Origin of the sequence: Filimonas effusa, from assembly GCF_004118675.1 — a bacterium.
Lineage (GTDB): Bacteria > Bacteroidota > Bacteroidia > Chitinophagales > Chitinophagaceae > Filimonas > Filimonas effusa.
The window spans coordinates 1,193,625-1,210,566 of record NZ_SDHZ01000001.1 but is presented as its reverse complement, the minus strand read 5'-3'; the positions used below and the strand labels follow the sequence as shown (position 1 = coordinate 1,210,566).

The 16,942-nt window shown below is 43.4% G+C and carries 13 protein-coding genes; 2 read left to right on the top strand and 11 right to left on the bottom strand.

Annotated features, from left to right (window positions below):
• Positions 1 to 17 precede the first annotated feature (17 nt).
• The gene (locus ESB13_RS04430) at positions 18 to 1,118 is read right to left on the bottom strand and encodes a DNA alkylation repair protein (protein WP_129001814.1); all 1,101 of its coding nucleotides are present in this window, start codon (positions 1,116 to 1,118) and stop codon (positions 18 to 20) included.
• Between the two features lie 180 nt (positions 1,119 to 1,298).
• Between ESB13_RS04430 and ESB13_RS04425 the strand changes: the two genes are divergently transcribed.
• A complete protein-coding gene (locus tag ESB13_RS04425; RefSeq protein WP_129001813.1) occupies positions 1,299 to 2,666 on the top strand; it encodes an aminopeptidase P family protein in 1,368 nt (455 codons plus the stop codon).
• Positions 2,667 to 3,045: 379 nt separating this feature from the next.
• On the top strand, positions 3,046 to 3,936 hold the full coding sequence (locus ESB13_RS04420; protein WP_129001812.1) for a right-handed parallel beta-helix repeat-containing protein: 891 nt from the start codon (positions 3,046 to 3,048) through the stop codon (positions 3,934 to 3,936).
• 78 nt (positions 3,937 to 4,014) lie between these two features.
• Here the strand turns inward: ESB13_RS04420 and ESB13_RS04415 are convergent, their stop codons facing one another.
• From ESB13_RS04415 to ESB13_RS04370, 10 genes are all read right to left on the bottom strand, one after another.
• Positions 4,015 to 4,797 (bottom strand): immunity 49 family protein, encoded by a 783-nt coding sequence (locus ESB13_RS04415; protein WP_129001811.1) that lies wholly within the window; start codon positions 4,795 to 4,797, stop codon positions 4,015 to 4,017.
• A complete protein-coding gene (locus ESB13_RS04410; RefSeq protein ID WP_129001810.1) occupies positions 4,784 to 5,293 on the bottom strand; it encodes a hypothetical protein in 510 nt (169 codons plus the stop codon). The genes ESB13_RS04415 and ESB13_RS04410 overlap by 14 nt, the downstream gene beginning before the upstream one ends.
• A 347-nt stretch (positions 5,294 to 5,640) precedes the next feature.
• Positions 5,641 to 6,402, bottom strand: coding sequence for an Imm49 family immunity protein (locus ESB13_RS04405; RefSeq protein WP_129001809.1), 762 nt, complete (start codon positions 6,400 to 6,402; stop codon positions 5,641 to 5,643).
• A gap of 9 nt (positions 6,403 to 6,411) precedes the next feature.
• Positions 6,412 to 7,146 carry a hypothetical protein gene (locus ESB13_RS04400; RefSeq protein ID WP_129001808.1) on the bottom strand — a complete coding sequence of 245 codons (735 nt, stop codon included), beginning with the start codon at positions 7,144 to 7,146 and terminating at the stop codon, positions 6,412 to 6,414.
• Positions 7,147 to 7,270: 124 nt separating this feature from the next.
• On the bottom strand, positions 7,271 to 8,032 hold the full coding sequence (locus tag ESB13_RS04395) for an immunity 49 family protein (protein WP_129001807.1): 762 nt from the start codon (positions 8,030 to 8,032) through the stop codon (positions 7,271 to 7,273).
• An 8-nt stretch (positions 8,033 to 8,040) separates the two neighbouring features.
• Entirely contained in the window at positions 8,041 to 10,557 is a 2,517-nt protein-coding gene (locus ESB13_RS04390) for a hypothetical protein (RefSeq protein WP_129001806.1), read from the bottom strand.
• Positions 10,558 to 10,594: 37 nt separating this feature from the next.
• On the bottom strand, positions 10,595 to 11,971 hold the full coding sequence (locus ESB13_RS04385; protein ID WP_129001805.1) for a T9SS type A sorting domain-containing protein: 1,377 nt from the start codon (positions 11,969 to 11,971) through the stop codon (positions 10,595 to 10,597).
• 29 nt (positions 11,972 to 12,000) lie between these two features.
• Positions 12,001 to 13,488 carry a hypothetical protein gene (locus ESB13_RS04380; protein WP_129001804.1) on the bottom strand — a complete coding sequence of 496 codons (1,488 nt, stop codon included), beginning with the start codon at positions 13,486 to 13,488 and terminating at the stop codon, positions 12,001 to 12,003.
• A gap of 6 nt (positions 13,489 to 13,494) precedes the next feature.
• Positions 13,495 to 15,222, bottom strand: coding sequence for an O-antigen ligase family protein (locus ESB13_RS04375; protein WP_129001803.1), 1,728 nt, complete (start codon positions 15,220 to 15,222; stop codon positions 13,495 to 13,497).
• A 372-nt stretch (positions 15,223 to 15,594) separates the two neighbouring features.
• Entirely contained in the window at positions 15,595 to 16,923 is a 1,329-nt protein-coding gene (locus ESB13_RS04370) for an alkaline phosphatase family protein (RefSeq protein ID WP_129001802.1), read from the bottom strand.
• Between the last annotated feature and the right edge of the window lie 19 nt (positions 16,924 to 16,942).

Genomic DNA, 16,942 nt, shown 5'->3' with positions numbered 1-16,942 from the left:
ATTATATTGTAAAAATATTAATCTTTTAGCTCAAAAACTTCAATTCCTTTTTCTTCTCCGTTAACGATGATCGAAAGCTGGTGCTGTCCTGTATAGAATGTGCGGGTGGTAATAAGTACAAATTTCTGACGGCGTTGTATCGTACATTTTTCTTTGGGTGCATAAACCCGTTCACTTACTTTAAATACCTTCCTGGTAGCCTTCCCGTTTGCTTTTCTGTAGTATACGCCATACTCCAAGCGAACCATTTGCGCTTCGCTGTTTTTATTGGCGATGGTAAACGAAAAGGATACGCTCTCTCCTATTTTTACCTCGGGCGTGTGAATGACAAAATTGGAAAGCGTGAGTTTCCTGCTTTCAAGACCATAGTGCTTCAGGATACCGGTATGTCCCTGTTTGAGCAGGGTACGGCAGCCATGTTTGATGATGGCGTCAACTTCTTTGCTGATACCTTTCCATTTGGCTGCAATTCCAATGACCAGCCCCGGGTGGTCTTTGGAGATGTCGTTCAGATTATTGGCCACACTGCGCCGTACTGATTCTGAGGGATCGGTTTTAAGGTTCTCCAGGATGGGCAATATGGGCGAAGGATCTTTTTTCAATCCGGGTACGGCCGTTGCCCAGGGAAGCCGTGGGCGGCATCCTTCTGTAGCCAGTCTGCGTACTGCTGCGTTTGAATGAAGCGACCATTTCAGCATTTGCTGCATCAATTTGCCGTTATATTTGACAAGGAAAGGGCGGATAGCGAATTCACATGTAATAAACTGTGTAATGAATTCCATTGCCTTAACGGATGTTTTGTAGTCATTCAGTCCGTATAACTCAATATAATCGGGGAAGAAGATAAATTCGAGGCCTCCATTGGGGAAGTCATCGGCACGAAGCTGTTCTATGCTGGTTTTGAGCAGCGCTACGGCATTTTCAAAATCAGCCGGCAAAAAAGAATGGAGCGTAAGCGTGGTATGCCGCATCCTTTCTTTCAACTCCATATCTTCAAAGGCCGGTGTATAAATGGCTTTGATGAATATTTTCCTGTTGAAGCCCGGGATGGCTTTTTCGAGGCTGTTGCAAAGGCGGTTATAAAATGTTTTTGAGTACAGGTCTTTAAGCAAACTCATGATCGCATTATTGGGAAATGCAATTTACGGATAAGCGTCCTTATTTATCTTTTAGCGTTGCGCAATAAGCCGGGGCATTAGTCCGGAGGCATTATAAGGGGCAAGAAGGTTAAGAATTGTCAATCATCGATACGCATATTTATGGAACTTTGCGTTTTTCAGAAAGGAAAAACGAAACATATGTTTGAACGCCCGGTTTATATTGAAAGAAGGCAACAGCTCATGAAAGCTGTTGGCAGTGGATTGGTGTTGCTGACAGGTAATGAGGACAGCAGCATGAATTACAAGGATAATATTTATCATTTCAGACAGGATAGCAGTTTCCTGTATTTCACGGGCATTGACCGCCCGAACCTGTTTTTTTTACTGGATATAGACAACAATACGGAAACGCTGTTTGGCAACGATCTTACCATAGAAGAAATGGTATGGACGGGTTATGTGGCTCCGCTGGCCGAACCGGCGGCTGCATGTGGCATTAGTGACGTTAAGCCGGTATCGGCATTGCCTTCGTTACTGGAACGCGCCCGGCAGCGGAGCCAGCAGGTGCATTATCTGCCGCCTTACCGTCCTGAGACCATTTTGAAGCTGGAGGAATGGCTCAGTACACCTGCTGTTCTGCTACAGGAAAATGCCTCTGTGCCGTTAATAAAGGCAATTGTAGCGCAGCGCTCCATTAAATCCGATGCAGAAATAGCGGAGATCGAAAAAGGTGTAAATACCACCAATCGCATGCAGTTGAAAGCAATGGAGCTGGCGGCAGAGGGGATTACCGAATATGCGATCGCAGGCCAGTTACAGGGGCTGGCGGTGAGCGAGGGCGGGCAGCTTTCCTTTCCTACCATCTTAACTGTAAATGGTCAATACCTGCATAACCATGCCGGCCCAACCGTTTTGCGTAACGGCCAGATGGTATTGTGTGATTGCGGTGCGGAAACGGCTATGCATTATGCCGGCGACCTTACGCGTACCTTTCCTGTAAGCGGCAGCTTTACGCCGAAACAGAAAGAGGTTTATAAGATTGTGTTAGCGGCATACGAGGCGGCTGTTGCGTTTATGAAGCCCGGCGTGTTGTTCCGGGACGTTCATTTTGAGGCGTGTGAGCAGCTGGTAAAAGGCCTGCAGGCATTAGGACTGATGAAAGGCGATGTAAAAGAAGCTGTAGCCCAGGGAGCCCATGCGTTGTTCTTCCAGTGTGGTCTTGGACATATGCTTGGTATGGATGTTCATGACATGGAAAACCTCGGTGAAGCTTATGTGGGGTATACCGATACTTTGAAAAAGAGCACCCAGTTTGGATTAAAGTCGCTGCGGCTGGGCAGGGCATTGGAGCCAGGCTTTGTAGTTACCGTGGAGCCGGGTTTATATTTTGTGCCTGAGCTTATACAGGCATGGGAGGCGGAAGGTAAACACACCAGTTTCATCAACTACGCCAAGGCCAAGGATTATTTCGATTTTGGGGGCATCAGGATAGAAGATGATTATCTCGTCACCAGTGCCGGGAGCCGGTTGCTGGGAGAGGGATTGATAAGGAAACCGGGATTCTAATTAATAGAGCTCCTTACAGTTGTTTTGGGGTTTTGCTAAAAAAAAGGACGGTTCCGAGGTGTTTTCCAGGATGCTCTTAGGAAGCTTTAAGGAAGCTTTAGTGATGCTTTGAGGATGCTTTAAGGGGGAATGGCCTTTTTTTTAGCAAAAAGAAATGGCTTTGCTAATTTTTTTGGGGAATTGCGGGAGGGTTAACCTGCCGCGGAGGGGAAGATATTTGTGTCAATAATACACGTAATACACTTAGCGTTACAAACAGGAACTTTAAGACACCGGCAACGATTGCATAGATATTTAGGAAAAACTTTAAACTTATTTTATTGAATGGCTGTTCCGGCTATTGTTATGTTTTTTCTTTAAATATTTAAATTGCCAAAGTATGAAAAGTTTTCTTCGGATTGCTTTCGTTGCTACTGCGTTTGCAGGTTGTGCCAAAAACAATGATCCAGTACCTTCCGTTGATGATCCTTCTTTACAAGCCGTTACTACCAGCGCTGTTGTGGTTGCAGCTGTTAACACGACGGTGACCACGGAATCGGCTTTAAAGGCTGCTATTGCCGCTGCCAACCCGGGTGATATCATCACTATCAGCGGCACCATTAAATTAACCAGTACGTTACAATTACTCAGGAGTGGTACCGCCAGCGCCAAGATCAATTTTACCGGCGGGACACTTGACTGTTCCGGTATTTCATCGGGATGGGGGGTGAAATGTAACGGCAGTTACTGGAACATTACCAATATGGTCATTAAAAACGGCCCTGATTGCGGTCTTGTATTTCAGACAGGCGGTTACAACTATGTTTATAATGTAACAACCTCTGGTAATCATGATTCCGGTCTGCAGATTTACAATGGTTCACACCATAACAATGTTAGCTATTGCAATTCCTACGACAATTATGATAGCCAGAACGGCGGGGAGAATGCCGATGGTTTTGCCTGTAAGCTTTCAGCAGGTGCAGGCAACCTGTTCGATCATTGTACGGCTACCCATAACTCCGATGATGGATGGGATCTTTACGGTCAGCCTGAGTCTGTAAAAATCACCAATTGTACTGCTGCCAATAACGGGTATGGCAGCAATGGTGACGGCAACGGCTTCAAACTCGGAAGCGCCGGTCAGAATGTTCCGCACACTGTTACCAATTGTACAGCGAATAATAATAAAGCATGGGGTTATGATGGTAATGGTAATACCGGTCATATTACTACTACCGGCAGTGGTGGTTCCGGTAATGGTTCCGGGTTGTTTACCAGGATCTATTAGGTTGCACACTGCGCCATATGGGAGGAAAAACAAGCGGGCGCCAGATGATTGGCGTCCGCTTGTGCAAAGTGAAATGTGCTATTGAAAATCTGTAAAGAGATCCAATTCACGGTAAGATTCCAGGGGTTTTACCGGTAAAAGCTCTTTAGGAACATAAGGGCTGTTTACCTCGACTTCAATGCCTTTTAGCCATGCCAGTTTGGCGTAGCCGAGTGCGGGTTGGGAGATGAAATCTCCATACACCTGCTGGCTATTTCTTTTTTTATGCATTTTAGGACTGAGCAACTCGGACAAAATTTGTTCCATTTTGTTCTTGTCTTTCTCTGCAAAGGCCTCAAAATAGGCAGCATCTAAATCCATCTTAAGTTTAGGAACCGTCTTATTTTTCATAATCTGCATAGCCCGTTCAAATTCGATCCAATCTTCCTTGATAATACATTGTAGAATATACATAGGAGTGGAAGAGCCTAGCTTTATTGTCTCGTCAAATATACTGTGTTTTAATCGAGCGTATCTATTAATCAGATCATTGTTATCACTTAATAATGCAAAGGTTATATGAACTATTCCATAATCTAAAATTTTTTCATCATACTTATTGGTTAATAATTCATCTAATAACCCACATTTATAAAAACACAATTTAGTCAAACATAGGTTCCTGTCGAGAAAAAAAGATTTTAAAGCAAAAGTTTGAAATATTCCCCAAGCTGTCAATGAGAAAAATCTTTCATTTGTTCTTCCCGCCAACAAAGAATCTTTAAACTTTGAAATGCTATCTATATAACTATTGTAAGCAGCTAACAAACGCTCTTCTTTTTTTTTTCTGGTAATTGCATATTCAAATTTAGTAGTTTCCAAGCTTCAATAAATTCACATCCCCTGTATTTTTGTTTACGGTTACTACGACCTTTTCTATCGATAGAAGGTTCGCCTCCACTAAATCTGCTTGCGCTACCTTTCCTGCGTCTCTAAGTCTTGTTGCAACGTCTCTGATCCAATCATCACTCATTTGTGCTGGTAAACCCGTATTAATATTCCTGGGAGCAGGTGTTATGCCGCCACTCCACTGCTGCTTGCATTCTGTAATGAAAATCTTCTCAGGATTTGGGGCCGACCCTTTAATAAATAGTCCATCGAAACCGTTATTACTTCCAACTTTTCCATCGAGACGCGTGAGGCCCATTTTGTTTTCGAAAAGATAGTTTTGTAATGTTTCCGTTTGGGCTCCGGTAAGATCGCCATTGGCTATAATGTCATCAGCATGGCCTTTAAGAATTGGATCAACCTGTGGATCTATTTTATGGGCATTACTGGTGAATTTGGATTTGGAGATGTAACCAGAGGTTGTTGGCAATTCTGCAGAAAGCCCGGAAAGCAGCGCATCGTCGATGTAATTGGCGGCCTGAGTGATAACCAGGCTTTGGTATACTACTTCTCCTTCCTGTTTTATGGTTGTTGTACTGCTCCGCTTTCCTTATTACTGCTTTTTCAGCTGAGACGGCCGCCTCTGCGTCATCCAAAAGTGTATAGGCTTCCTGCGTGATCTGGCGGGCCGCATTTGCGGCCTCATCGAGCAATTGAATGGCACGTTGGTTGCTTCTGGATTGTTTACCAGGGATCTATTAGGTTGCACACTGCGCATATGGGAGAAAAAAAGCGGGCGCCATGTGATTGGCGTCCGCTTGTGCAAAGTGAAATATGCTATTGAAAATCTGTAAAGAGATCCAGTTCACGGTAAGATTCCAGTGGCTTTACCGGTAAAAGCTCTTTAGGAACATAAGGGCTGTTTACCTCCACTTCAATGCCTTTTAGCCATGCCAGTTTGGCGTAGCCGAGTGCGGGTTGGGAGATGAACTCTCCATACACCTGCTGGCTGTTTCTTCTTTTATGTACCTTAGGGCTGACCAACTCGGCCAAAATTTGTTCCATTTTGTTCTTGTCTTTTTCTGCAAAGGCCTCAAAATAGGCAGCATCTAAATCCATTTTAAGTTTAGGAGCCGTTTTGGTTTTCATAATCTGCATGGTATGCTCAAACTCTGCCCAATCGTCCTTCATGATACATTGAAGAATATACATGGGGGTTGATAAGCCCTGCATTACCTTTTGCAAATAAGTGCTATCAGTCAAATTAGCATACCTGCGAATAAGCTCCTTATCGTCACTTAATAAGGCAAACGTCAAATGTACTATGCCGGCATTCAGAATCTTTTCATCATATTTGTTTATAAGTAACTCGTCCAGTAAGCCGCATTTATAGAAACATAACCTTGCAAATGTTATATCTTTATCTATAAATAGAGCTTTTAAGGCAAAAGTCTCAAGCTGATACCAAGCTGTCATAGAAAAGAATCTTTCGTTTGTTTTCCCCGTCAGTAATGATTCTCTTAACCGAGGCAAATTGGCTATTTGACTATTAGAGGCAGCTAGCAGCCTTTCTTCTTTTGTCCTTTGATGTAATTCCATATCCCAAATTTAATAGTTTCCCAGTTTTAATAAATTAATGTCTCCTGTGCTTTTATTGACAGTTAACACTATTTTTTCAACAAGTGTGGGATGCGCGATTAGCATATCAGCTACGTCTGTTTTACCTGCGGATCTAAGTCTTGTCACAACACTTTGAACCCAGTTATCGCTCATTTGAGCTAAAAGCCCTGTATTCAGGTTTTCAGGAGCAAGGGAAACACCGCCACTCCATTGCTGCTTACATTCGGTAATAAAAATCTTTTCCGGATTGTTAGTTGCTCCCTTAACGAACAGTCCATCGAAACCGTTATTACTTCCAACTTTTCCATCGAGACGCGTGAGGCCCATTTTATTTTCGAAAAGATAGTTTTGTAATGTTTCCGTTTTGGCTCCGGTAAGATCGCCATTGGCTATAATGTCATCAGCATGGCCTTTAAGAATTGGATCAACCTGTGGATCTATTTTATGGGCATTACTGGTGAATTTGGATTTGGAGATGTAACCAGAGGTTGTTGGCAATTCTGCAGAAAGCCCGGAAAGCAGCGCATCGTCGATGTAATTGGCGGCCTGAGTGATAACCAGGCTTTCGTGTCCTACTTCTCCTTCCTGTTTTATCGTTGTTTGTACTGCCCCGTTTTCCCTTATTACTGTTTTTTCGGCCGAGACGGCGGCCTCTGCGTCATCCAAAAGTGTATAGGCTTCCTGTGTGATCTGGCGGGCCGCATTTGCGGCCTCATCGAGCAATTGAATGGCACGTTGCGTTGCTTCTGGTTTGTTTACCAGGATCTATTAGGTTGCACACTGCGCATATGGGAGAAAAAAAGCGGGCGCCATGTGATTGGCGTCCGCTTGTGCAAAGTGAAATGTGCTATTGAAAATCTGTAAAGAGATCCAGTTCACGGTAAGATTCCAGGGGTTTTACCGGCAAAAGCTCTTTAGGAACATAAGGGCTGTTTACCTCCACTTCAATACCTTTTAGCCATGCTAGTTTGGCGTAGCCAAGTGCGGGTTGGGAGATGAAATCGCAAAATGTTTGTTGGCTATTTCTTTTTTTATGAACTACAGGACTTACCAACTCGGCCAGAATTTGTTCCATTTTGCTCTTGTCTTTCTCTGCAAAGGCCTCAAAATAGGCAGCATCTAAATCCATTTTAAGTTTAGGAACCGTCTTATTTTTCATAATATGCATGGAACGGTCAAACTCTGCCCAATCATCTCTTATAATGCACTGAAGGATATACATAGGGGTTGAGGTGCCTTTGTTAATTGTTTCTTCAAAGGTAGCATGCTTAAGATACGAATATCTATTGATCAGATCAATATTGTCACTTAACAATGTGTAGGTTATATGGACGATACCTACATTAAGAATATGATCGTCATATTTGGTAATTCGCAATTCATCTAGTAAACCACATTTATAGAAGCACAATTTTGCAAAATCTATATCCTTATCAAGGAAAAAGGATTTCAACGCAAAAGATTGAAATATGCTCCAGGAAGTCATTGAAAAGAATCGTTCATTAGTTCTCCCCGCATCCAAAGATTGGATCAAATTTGGCATGTTGTCAATATAACTTTTGCAAGTCAACAACAAACGTTCCTCTTTTGTTTTGTTAGATATTTCCATATTCAAATTTAATAATTCCCGAGCTTCAACAGATTGATATCCCCAGTACTTTTATTAACTGTGATAACTATTTTTTCTATAATTGCATGGTTTCCTTCAATCAAGTTAGCTTGTTCTATTTTACCTGCATTACGGAGTCTTTCGACTACGTTCTGTATCCAATCATCGCTCATTTGAGCAAAAAGGCCTGTATTTGCATTTTCGGGAGCGAGCGTTACACCAGCGTTCCACTGCTGCTTGCATTCTGTAATGAAAATCTTCTCAGGATTTGTGGCCGACCCTTTAATAAATAGTCCATCAAAACCGTTATTACTTCCAACTTTTCCATCGAGACGCGTGAGGCCCATTTTGTTTTCGAAAAGATAGTTTTGTAATGTTTCCGTTTTGGCTCCGGTAAGATCGCCATTGGCTATAATGTCATCAGCATGGCCTTTAAGAATTGGATCAACCTGTGGATCTATTTTATGGGCATTACTGGTGAATTTGGATTTGGAGATGTAACCAGAGGTTGTTGGCAATTCTGCAGAAAGCCCGGAAAGCAGCGCATCGTCGATGTAATTGGCGGCCTGAGTGATAACCAGGCTTTCGTGTCCTACTTCTCCTTCCTGTTTTATCGTTGTTTGTACTGCCCCGTTTTCCCTTATTACTGTTTTTTCGGCCGAGACGGCGGCCTCTGCGTCATCCAAAAGTGTATAGGCTTCCTGTGTGATCTGGCGGGAGGCATTTGCGGCCTCATCGAGCAACTGAATGGCACGTTGCGTTTTAATAACGTATTTATTGATGAGAGAGGTGGCCTTTACTATTACCCATTCGCCGGCGGTTAACACAATGGGAAGGGCCATCATGGTTACCTGTCCATGCCTGTAGGGACAAATATTGCCGTAAACAGGATCGGCATCACATTTGGTGAAGTAGGTTTCTTTAAAGTAATTGGCGATTGTAACGGTTTTGTTATATATGCCGGCAAGTTGATTATTGTTGGCCTCAATCAATTTTCTTGCTATCAGTTCATAGTTAATATTACCCATTGCGGCCTGCTCTATAATAATATCTTTTGAAGCGTCTATTACCGCTCTCAGATTCTGGGGGACAGCCATAATTACGCCCTTAGCCAGTTGTGCAACCCCGGTAACAATTTCTTTGATATCAACCGTAGCGATGGCTTCATGTAGTATTCCCAGGCCAAACTGAACAAACGCGGATTTGTCTTTTGCGGCAGCTTCATCCGAAGCACAATAGAGCATTCCAAAAGCAAGATCATATCCTAATGTTTCATACTCCATTCTTTTTTTAACATCTTCATTAGCCTCCGAGGTATATACTGAACTGGCATGCAATTCATCTAAACGTTGGTTTACATAATTAACAGTGCAGTCTGAGGGGTAAATACCCAGCTTGAAAAAGAAGTTTTCGACCCACGAGGGAACATTTACAAAGTGATCGAGATTAACGGAATGGAGTCTGTATGGATTATTTCTCCTGACGACGGTTGTGAGTGTAGCGTCTTCTGCGGTTAATGTTTCGCAGTACATCACTCCATTTCGGTTAGCCCCCATAACTATCTTTCCTGCTGTTGGCATTTCCACTGTGGCAGCTGGGGCCTCTATGCAGTAGTCGGGGTCTGCGTAAGGAACATTTATCCAGACCTGGGAATTCTGATCCAGATAGGTATAAGTGAGGTAGTTTCCGGCATCTCGTTTCAATCTATGAAAATTGATAAACTTATAGCCTGTATACACTTTTGAAACGGCGGTTGCCGAATTTTTGGGCTCGTTTCCGTTACAGGTCTCTATTATATAATAGTATTCAGCATCAACTGCGTGATAATATAGCTCGCCTGACTGATCTTCTATCGCAACAAGCGTACTTCCATCGAAATGGAATTTGGTAATCCGTGCCCGCTGTTCGGGCGTGAAGTGTATGATTCGCCTATTTCTAAGCAGAAAGGCATTATTGCAGGCAATTGCCGAGGCATTTGCTATATTGTTGGGCGGCACATTGGCTTCCATGACAGCCGGGCCGAATTGAGGTTCAATTTTGCACGATGTTGGGTCTCCTACAGAGGGAAGCGGTTCGTATCCCACACTCGATTCATTCCAATATTGACTCGTTAATTGTGAATAAGCTTCCATCCTCTGCTCAAATGCAGCAACATCCAAAAGGAAATTGATGAAGCCTTCTGAATAAACGAACTCGTTATGATCATCAATCGTTCCCGGCTCCGGTGTAGTTGGGCCTCCATAGGCGAATGAAGTAAATTCGGGATGTGCAGCGATCCAACTTGGGCTAGCATATATGTAAGTAGTTTCATTGTTATCCGGATTGAAAACAGATACACCACAGCCACAGCTATGGCTAACGGGATTGATCCGGTATGTGGGATGTTGTGCACTCAGGAATGCTATCAGCTTCCCCTGAACGTCTTGCGAGTGAGCAGATGCCGGACCTGATAATTGAAGTCCGGATTCATTTATATAAGGGAGCAGTCCTAAGTATAGGAATATAAAAAGTATTATCCTTTTCATCAGGATTGATTTAGTTTGGTTGAAGAATACTGTTAAATCAGAGCTTCATCAGTAGTTTTGAGAAAACGGTTTGATCTACGAGCAGCTTAACGATATAAGTGCCGGGCTTTATTTTTTTTGTGGGGAGATCAGTTGTATAGGTTCCTGCAGGAATTACCCGGGGCAATTCACTGTAGAGTAGTGTGCCTGCCTGGCTATAGACCTGAACGGCCACGGTGGCTGTGTTTGCCAGACTAAATTTGAGGCTGGTATAGGCTTGGGCAGGGTTGGGAAAGAGTGTCATATTCACCTCCTGTTTTTCTGCCTTATGCGTGAAATCGAGCTTTCGCCTGAGTATTACCTGCAAAGGTTTGCCAGGCTCCTTTCTTACCGGGCTATAAAATTTAACGCTCCCCATTAATTGTACGCTATCGTTAAGAAAGGTCAATTCAAAACTGGCGTTATTAAACTGCCATACTTCTTCCTTTCTGGCGCTATAATGGTCTTTACGTACGTAAGATGCACCTTCCGCAAAAACGAATTTGTTATTGGATGCTGACATTGTTATTGAAGCTGCTTTACTTTCGCCTTCTTTCCATAATCCATTGTAGCAGCCAGCTGTTTTGGTAAGATGCAATTCTAAAGGCTGTATTTCGGTCACATATTTGCCACTCCAATCAAAGTAGACGACTGAGCCTTCATAATTACCTTCGTAGTTATTATCATTGTCGGCTTTGTATTTCTCTGTTGTAAGGCGGAGTGCTTTTAGTTTTTCTTCCCATTCCAATGAAATAACGCTTTTGTTCTCGGGTGTTTTCTCTTCCATCAACTCGTGTATGGCTGCATTTTCACCTTCCGCTGCGGCCCTGCCCAGCCAGTAGTGTGCTTTTGATTGATCGGAAGGAACGCCGTAGCCATTGCGATAACATACACCCAGGAAGTACATTGAGTTTGGCAAGCTGTCACGGGCTGACACAAGGAACAACTGGAAAGCGGCTGCATAGTCTTGCGACACACCAAGTCCTTTAAAGTATAAGTATGCCAATGCATTTCTTGCATATTTCTCTCCTACCTGGACGCCCTGTTTATAATATGAAGCAGCTTTGCTAAAATTCTGTTTTATACCTGTACCCAATTGATAGTATCTGCCTAGCAGGAAGTGGGCATTTGCGGCCTTTGCTGCAATAGCCTTATTATACCAATAGACTGCGCTATCTGCATTTTTTTCGTAAATAGCTGCCAGTTGTAACATCGCTCTTGGATCGGCATATTGCGCGGCCAGCATGAGATGCTCCTTTGCCTTGCCAAGGTCATAGGAAAGGTTTATTCCATTCAGGTAGCTCATGCCTATAGCATAATGATCTTCTGTTTTATCCTGAGCGTAGTTTTTTACATACGGGCATAGCAATGCCATAAGAAAAATAATTCTTTTCATAAGTTCTGTTTTATGTATAGATGATTGCGTTAGTTCATTGAAACATTGTTGTATTCGTTCATTTTGATTGCAGCATCCAGTTTGCGTAGTATTGCCGGTTTACTATCTATCAATCTCTGGCCAATTTGCCTTGCAAGTGTAGGATTGTGCAGATAGCGTCGTTGTACAACCGTCTGGCTGAGGTGATAAAAGAACACGGTAGTAAATACAGCAGCGCTATCCTGTTCTGTTACCATATTGTATTTCTTCAGGTTTGACCAGTCTTTCTGTGTTGCCGTTAAGGCGTGTGGATGACTTTCTATTTTAAGCAGCGTATCATATTGTCCCGGCCTGAGTAATTTTTCGAGCTTCATGCCGACCATTACCGATGCATCCAGTTTTATCCATGGATCTATTAAACTGTAGATATATGTACTGATATCCAGCTGATAATTAAATGCTGCCAGCGAGTCCATTTGTTCATTCGTCAAGGCCAGCGCTTTTTGATAGCGCATAGCGGCGGTGTACCTGCTATCGCCTAAGCGAAAGTATCCTGCTCTTATGAGCACCTGTTTGATGGCTGCCCAGCTTCGTTCCGAATTATCTTTCTCGAGGCTATCTCTTTGGCGGCCATAAGGCATACGCGATTGGTATTCCTGATCTTTCCTGCATTTCTCCAATACAAGCGGCCTGATTTTACGCACCAGCAATTCGGGCAACCCATATTTGTAAGACATATCCTGCAATTCTTTTTCACCCCTTACCTCTGCAAGCTGCCTGATACTGTCGCGATACAGGAGATTGAAGTACTCTTTTTTACCAGAAGCGAATTGCAGCGCGGCTTTGAAATTCCTGTCATAACCGCCTCCTTTTTTAAGACATAATGCCAGGAATTGATCCTCTATTAACTGTTTTTCTTTTTCACCAAGAGGGCTTATCGCATCCAGTTCTTTCAACTTCTGTTCCAGCCATAGTTGACCAACAGCGGCTGTTTTATAGATTGCAGACAGAGAGTCGTAATGATTTAGCAGAGAGTGTGTGACCGGGGATATATCGTTTGTTGCTTTAGCGGAAAATACTTTATTCAATCCCTCATTTTTTTCTTTGATGAAAGCATATATGACAGTTTGAAGATGGGGGCTTATATGATATTTTTTTCTCAGCCACGCAGCGGTTTCTACTGCTTCCCAATTGAAGTAATCGTTGTGTATGGCTTCGTAATACCTTACACGTTCATTTCCCCTGAGTAAGTCGTCCAATTCACGCGTCATACTATCAGCCAAAGACCTGAATCGATCAGCACTTGTTCCTGCTGTTGAGGCGAGCGACGCCATAAGGCTATCCCGCCTGTTATAGTAATCTGCCAGCAGCTTTTGACGCTCTACAGGTAAGCCTGTTAGGGCGGAGACCTCGGCAACCCTTGCTATAACAGCTGTACTGTAATTCCTGAGTGGCGTCTCCGGCCTGTTTTGGGCATGCAAAGATTGGGATCCAAGCAGTAAAGCCAGGTATGGTGCTAAAAAAGATCCGATTTTCATAGCTATCTATTTTATTTTAGAAAGGATGTTTTGTGCATATTGTTTAATGTGATCTACCCTATCGCTTTCTATTTTTACAGGCATATTCAGAATATCTTCTGCTTCTGCTTTAATATTGAGCGTATCTCTTTTTTGTTCGTACATTCTGAGAATGATAAGCCGGGTAATAAACTTGAATGGCTCTATTTTCTGGGCAATGCGATAATAATAAAGGCTGCTATCGTAGTTATTCTGTACCTGGAAGGAATAACCATATTTCACCAATACCGGAGGGCGTGCAGAAGTTTCGAGTGCCTTCCGGTATTCTTCGTTGGCTTTTTGGGGATTACCTTTAGCCAGCCATGCGTCGCCAAATTTTTCATGAAAACATGTTTGATCATTCAAGGTTGTTTCCAGTTGTTTCAATTTGCTTATGTAGGTAGTGCCTTTTGAGGCGGTGATTTCATTGAGCTGATGCAATGCCTTCGTTACTTTTATCTGGCTTATGCCTATCATCAAAGCCAAGAGCATTCCCAGTATGACAATATTTTTCGGAAACAGAAATTGAGTTTCACCAGGAACAGAAGTTTTGCTTACCTGCTTATGCCTGGCATTTACAGGCAAGGGGCAGGCCATCGACATAAGCAATAAGGCGAATACCGGTGCGGCCTGGAAAGCAAAATTCACCGATTGGATAATTACCAAAGCCATCACCGGGAACAAGGAGTATTTCCGGCGAAACGCCCATAAGCTGTAAGTGATAAGAAAGGCCGACCAAAGTATTAACGCCACAAGTCCTCCCTCGGCCCATATTTCAATAAAATCGTTATATGCGATGTTTATATAGCCACCGGATCGAAAACCGTGCTCCACAACATACAAGTTGTATGCTTTTTCGAACAGTCCAAATCCTGAACCTTTCCATGGCTGATTCAATACCATCGCCAAGCTGTTTTTGTATATCAGCATTCGTCCTGATGCTGAGCCATCTTTCATGTTTACGAAAACCGCAATCATAAAAACGAATGCCGCGAGTACCAACAAAGACACGGCAACTTTAGTTAATACAGACTTTACAGATGAGCGCCAATGTTGCAGCGCGGGCCAATAATGCATGCCTATAGCCGATAAGGCGACCAGGAATGCGGTCCTGCAACGAAGTAGTAATAGTGCTATCATAACCACCACTGTCATCACCACCAACGCTCTCTTTTTTGATGCAAGAGATATGGCATAAAAGAAAAAATGCAGACTGATGGCAAGGTATATAGCTGTAACATTCGGATTAGACCATGTGCCTGTAGCAATGAGAGCGGAACTCCAGGATGGAATAATGCGGATGGCTTGCATCAACACAATCAAACCTTCGGCAAAACCGATCCAAACTATGCCCTTAATAAGAATAGAATTTGCTTCCTGGCCTGTATTACGTTTTTCATAAATGATATGTACACAGGTGTAGTAAAGAATAGCAGCCAGCCAATAGTTGCTGATAATGTTCCAGGAGTGTGTAATCAAACCATGTAAAGCAATATAGACACCCATTGCATGCAACAGGGCCAGGTGGACAGGATAGGAAAATGAGGTGTGTTTTTTTAGCAATAACCCGGCACCAACCGTTATTGCCGTTACGCAAGTGATTATCGAAAAGAAAAAGAATGCAACCAATGTTGGCTGAACAAACATGCGGGTATTGATCAGGGTAACGCATAATGCTCCCAGAATCAACAGGTGAATCGACTTCCTGTTATTCATGTATTAGTTTTTTTGTTAAAAAACTTTTCCTGGGAGAATACTGACACTCGTTCAGTATTACACTGAACAAAAAAGACGCTGACTAAAATTTTAAAATGCAGTTAAGGTTTGTAAGAAGAGATAAGATTGCGTGGGTGTATCAATAAGAATGTATTTAGGTTTAAGGGTGAAATCGGTTGTGAAATTAGAGAATAATTACAAATATTCCATATAGTATTAAAAAATAATTTTGAACCAGGCAATTGCATTATAATTCAAAGAGGCCGTTATTTAAACGGCCTCTTTGAATCAAGGTTTGTGAAAGAGTTTTATCGAGCTATTCGCCGGATCTTTTGTATTGATGTATGCTTACCAGAGTTGAATGTTATAATATTATTTCTTCAGGTCAAAGAAGCCCGGGTAGGTTACGCCGTCTGCTGACTTTAATTCAATGCCCAGTAGGCTTGCTACAGTAGGCGCAATATCTTCGAGCCCTATGACAGGGAGTACACCTCCTTTTTTGAAGCCGGCGCCGTAACCGATGAAGCCGGTTTGAATTTCGTAGAAGTCGGGATAGTAACCATGCGTTCCACCTTTTGCGGGTTTCATGATCTCTCCGTCGGAAGCGTTTGTGAAGGAGAAGCCCTGGATGGCTGTCAGGGCCAGTGCAGCAGTAGCGTCGGCACCTGCCTGATTCAACTGCTGTTTGTCGATGACCTTGAACAGTTTTTTGTATGACTCCGGTAAAGCGGCAAGCATGTTCGTTACTTGTTGCAGCGTTTTTTCATCTTTGGGATCCATAAGGTGCAGGAAAGTAGAACCGCCGGTAGTGAAGAACACTGCTTTGTTAAACAAGCCATTTTGTTTCAGCCAGATATTTGGCGCCAGGCTGGTATGCGTATCGACGAACCCATGGTCGCCGGTGATGATGATAGCGGTGCTGTCTTTAATACCGGCTTTCTCCAGCGCATCGAGGATGTTGCTTATGGCATGATCTGCGGAAGCAACTGCCCTGCGCACTCCTTTTCCGTTCCTGCCTTCTGCATGCTGTGCACCGTCGGTACAAGGTAAGTGCAGCGTTACCAGGTTGGGCTTGTATGTACGGATAAGATAAGCAGCCATGCGGCTTACGTTTTCATCCATACTCAATGCGCTTAGGTTGTAATCGTTGGCCTGCAGTTTACCGGTTGCATTTTGGGTAACTTCTTCAAACAATCCTTTAGGTGTGGCTTTTTCGCTTGACGCCTCCCTCCTGTCGGCGGGGTTGGTGGCCGACCATGTTTCAGGAATGTTATAGGTTATGGGGGCGCCTACCGACACCGGCCAGGATACGGAGGCCGAGGTAAGACCGGCTTTTTTCACTGCATCCCATAGTGTTTCTGCTTTAATAAGACTTGCGTCTGTATTCCAGCCATTGCTGAAATCGGGGCTGAAGGCAGTGTTATAGCAGATGCCATGTTTACCCGGCGTTACGCCTGTGATAAGAGTGGTATGTGAAGGATAGGTAACTGTGGGGAATACGCCACGTACGCCCGACGCATATACCCCTTCTTCTTTCATCTGCTGCATATTGGGTGTGGGCCAGGATGCATCGGTATAGAAATCGGGGCGAAAGCCATCGACACTGATCATTACCACATATTTGGCTTTCTGAGCCTGAACTGCGGCGCTTTTACCGCATAACAGGGCAAGCAGCAAGCCACAAGCTATTGAGCGTTTCATATTATACTAGTTAAGTTGA

Bases quoted from the DNA above. Each gene is read 5' to 3' on its own strand.
- ESB13_RS04395 (WP_129001807.1), bottom strand. From the start codon at position 8,032: ATGGAAATATCTAACAAAACAAAAGAGGAACGTTTGTTGTTGACTTGC.
- ESB13_RS04385 (WP_129001805.1), bottom strand. From the start codon at position 11,971: ATGAAAAGAATTATTTTTCTTATGGCATTGCTATGCCCGTATGTAAAA.
- ESB13_RS04405 (WP_129001809.1), bottom strand. From the start codon at position 6,402: ATGGAATTACATCAAAGGACAAAAGAAGAAAGGCTGCTAGCTGCCTCT.
- ESB13_RS04370 (WP_129001802.1), bottom strand. From the start codon at position 16,923: ATGAAACGCTCAATAGCTTGTGGCTTGCTGCTTGCCCTGTTATGCGGT.
- ESB13_RS04390 (WP_129001806.1), bottom strand. From the start codon at position 10,557: ATGAAAAGGATAATACTTTTTATATTCCTATACTTAGGACTGCTCCCT.
- ESB13_RS04425 (WP_129001813.1), top strand. From the start codon at position 1,299: ATGTTTGAACGCCCGGTTTATATTGAAAGAAGGCAACAGCTCATGAAA.
- ESB13_RS04380 (WP_129001804.1), bottom strand. From the start codon at position 13,488: ATGAAAATCGGATCTTTTTTAGCACCATACCTGGCTTTACTGCTTGGA.
- ESB13_RS04375 (WP_129001803.1), bottom strand. From the start codon at position 15,222: ATGAATAACAGGAAGTCGATTCACCTGTTGATTCTGGGAGCATTATGC.
- ESB13_RS04430 (WP_129001814.1), bottom strand. From the start codon at position 1,118: ATGAGTTTGCTTAAAGACCTGTACTCAAAAACATTTTATAACCGCCTT.
- ESB13_RS04420 (WP_129001812.1), top strand. From the start codon at position 3,046: ATGAAAAGTTTTCTTCGGATTGCTTTCGTTGCTACTGCGTTTGCAGGT.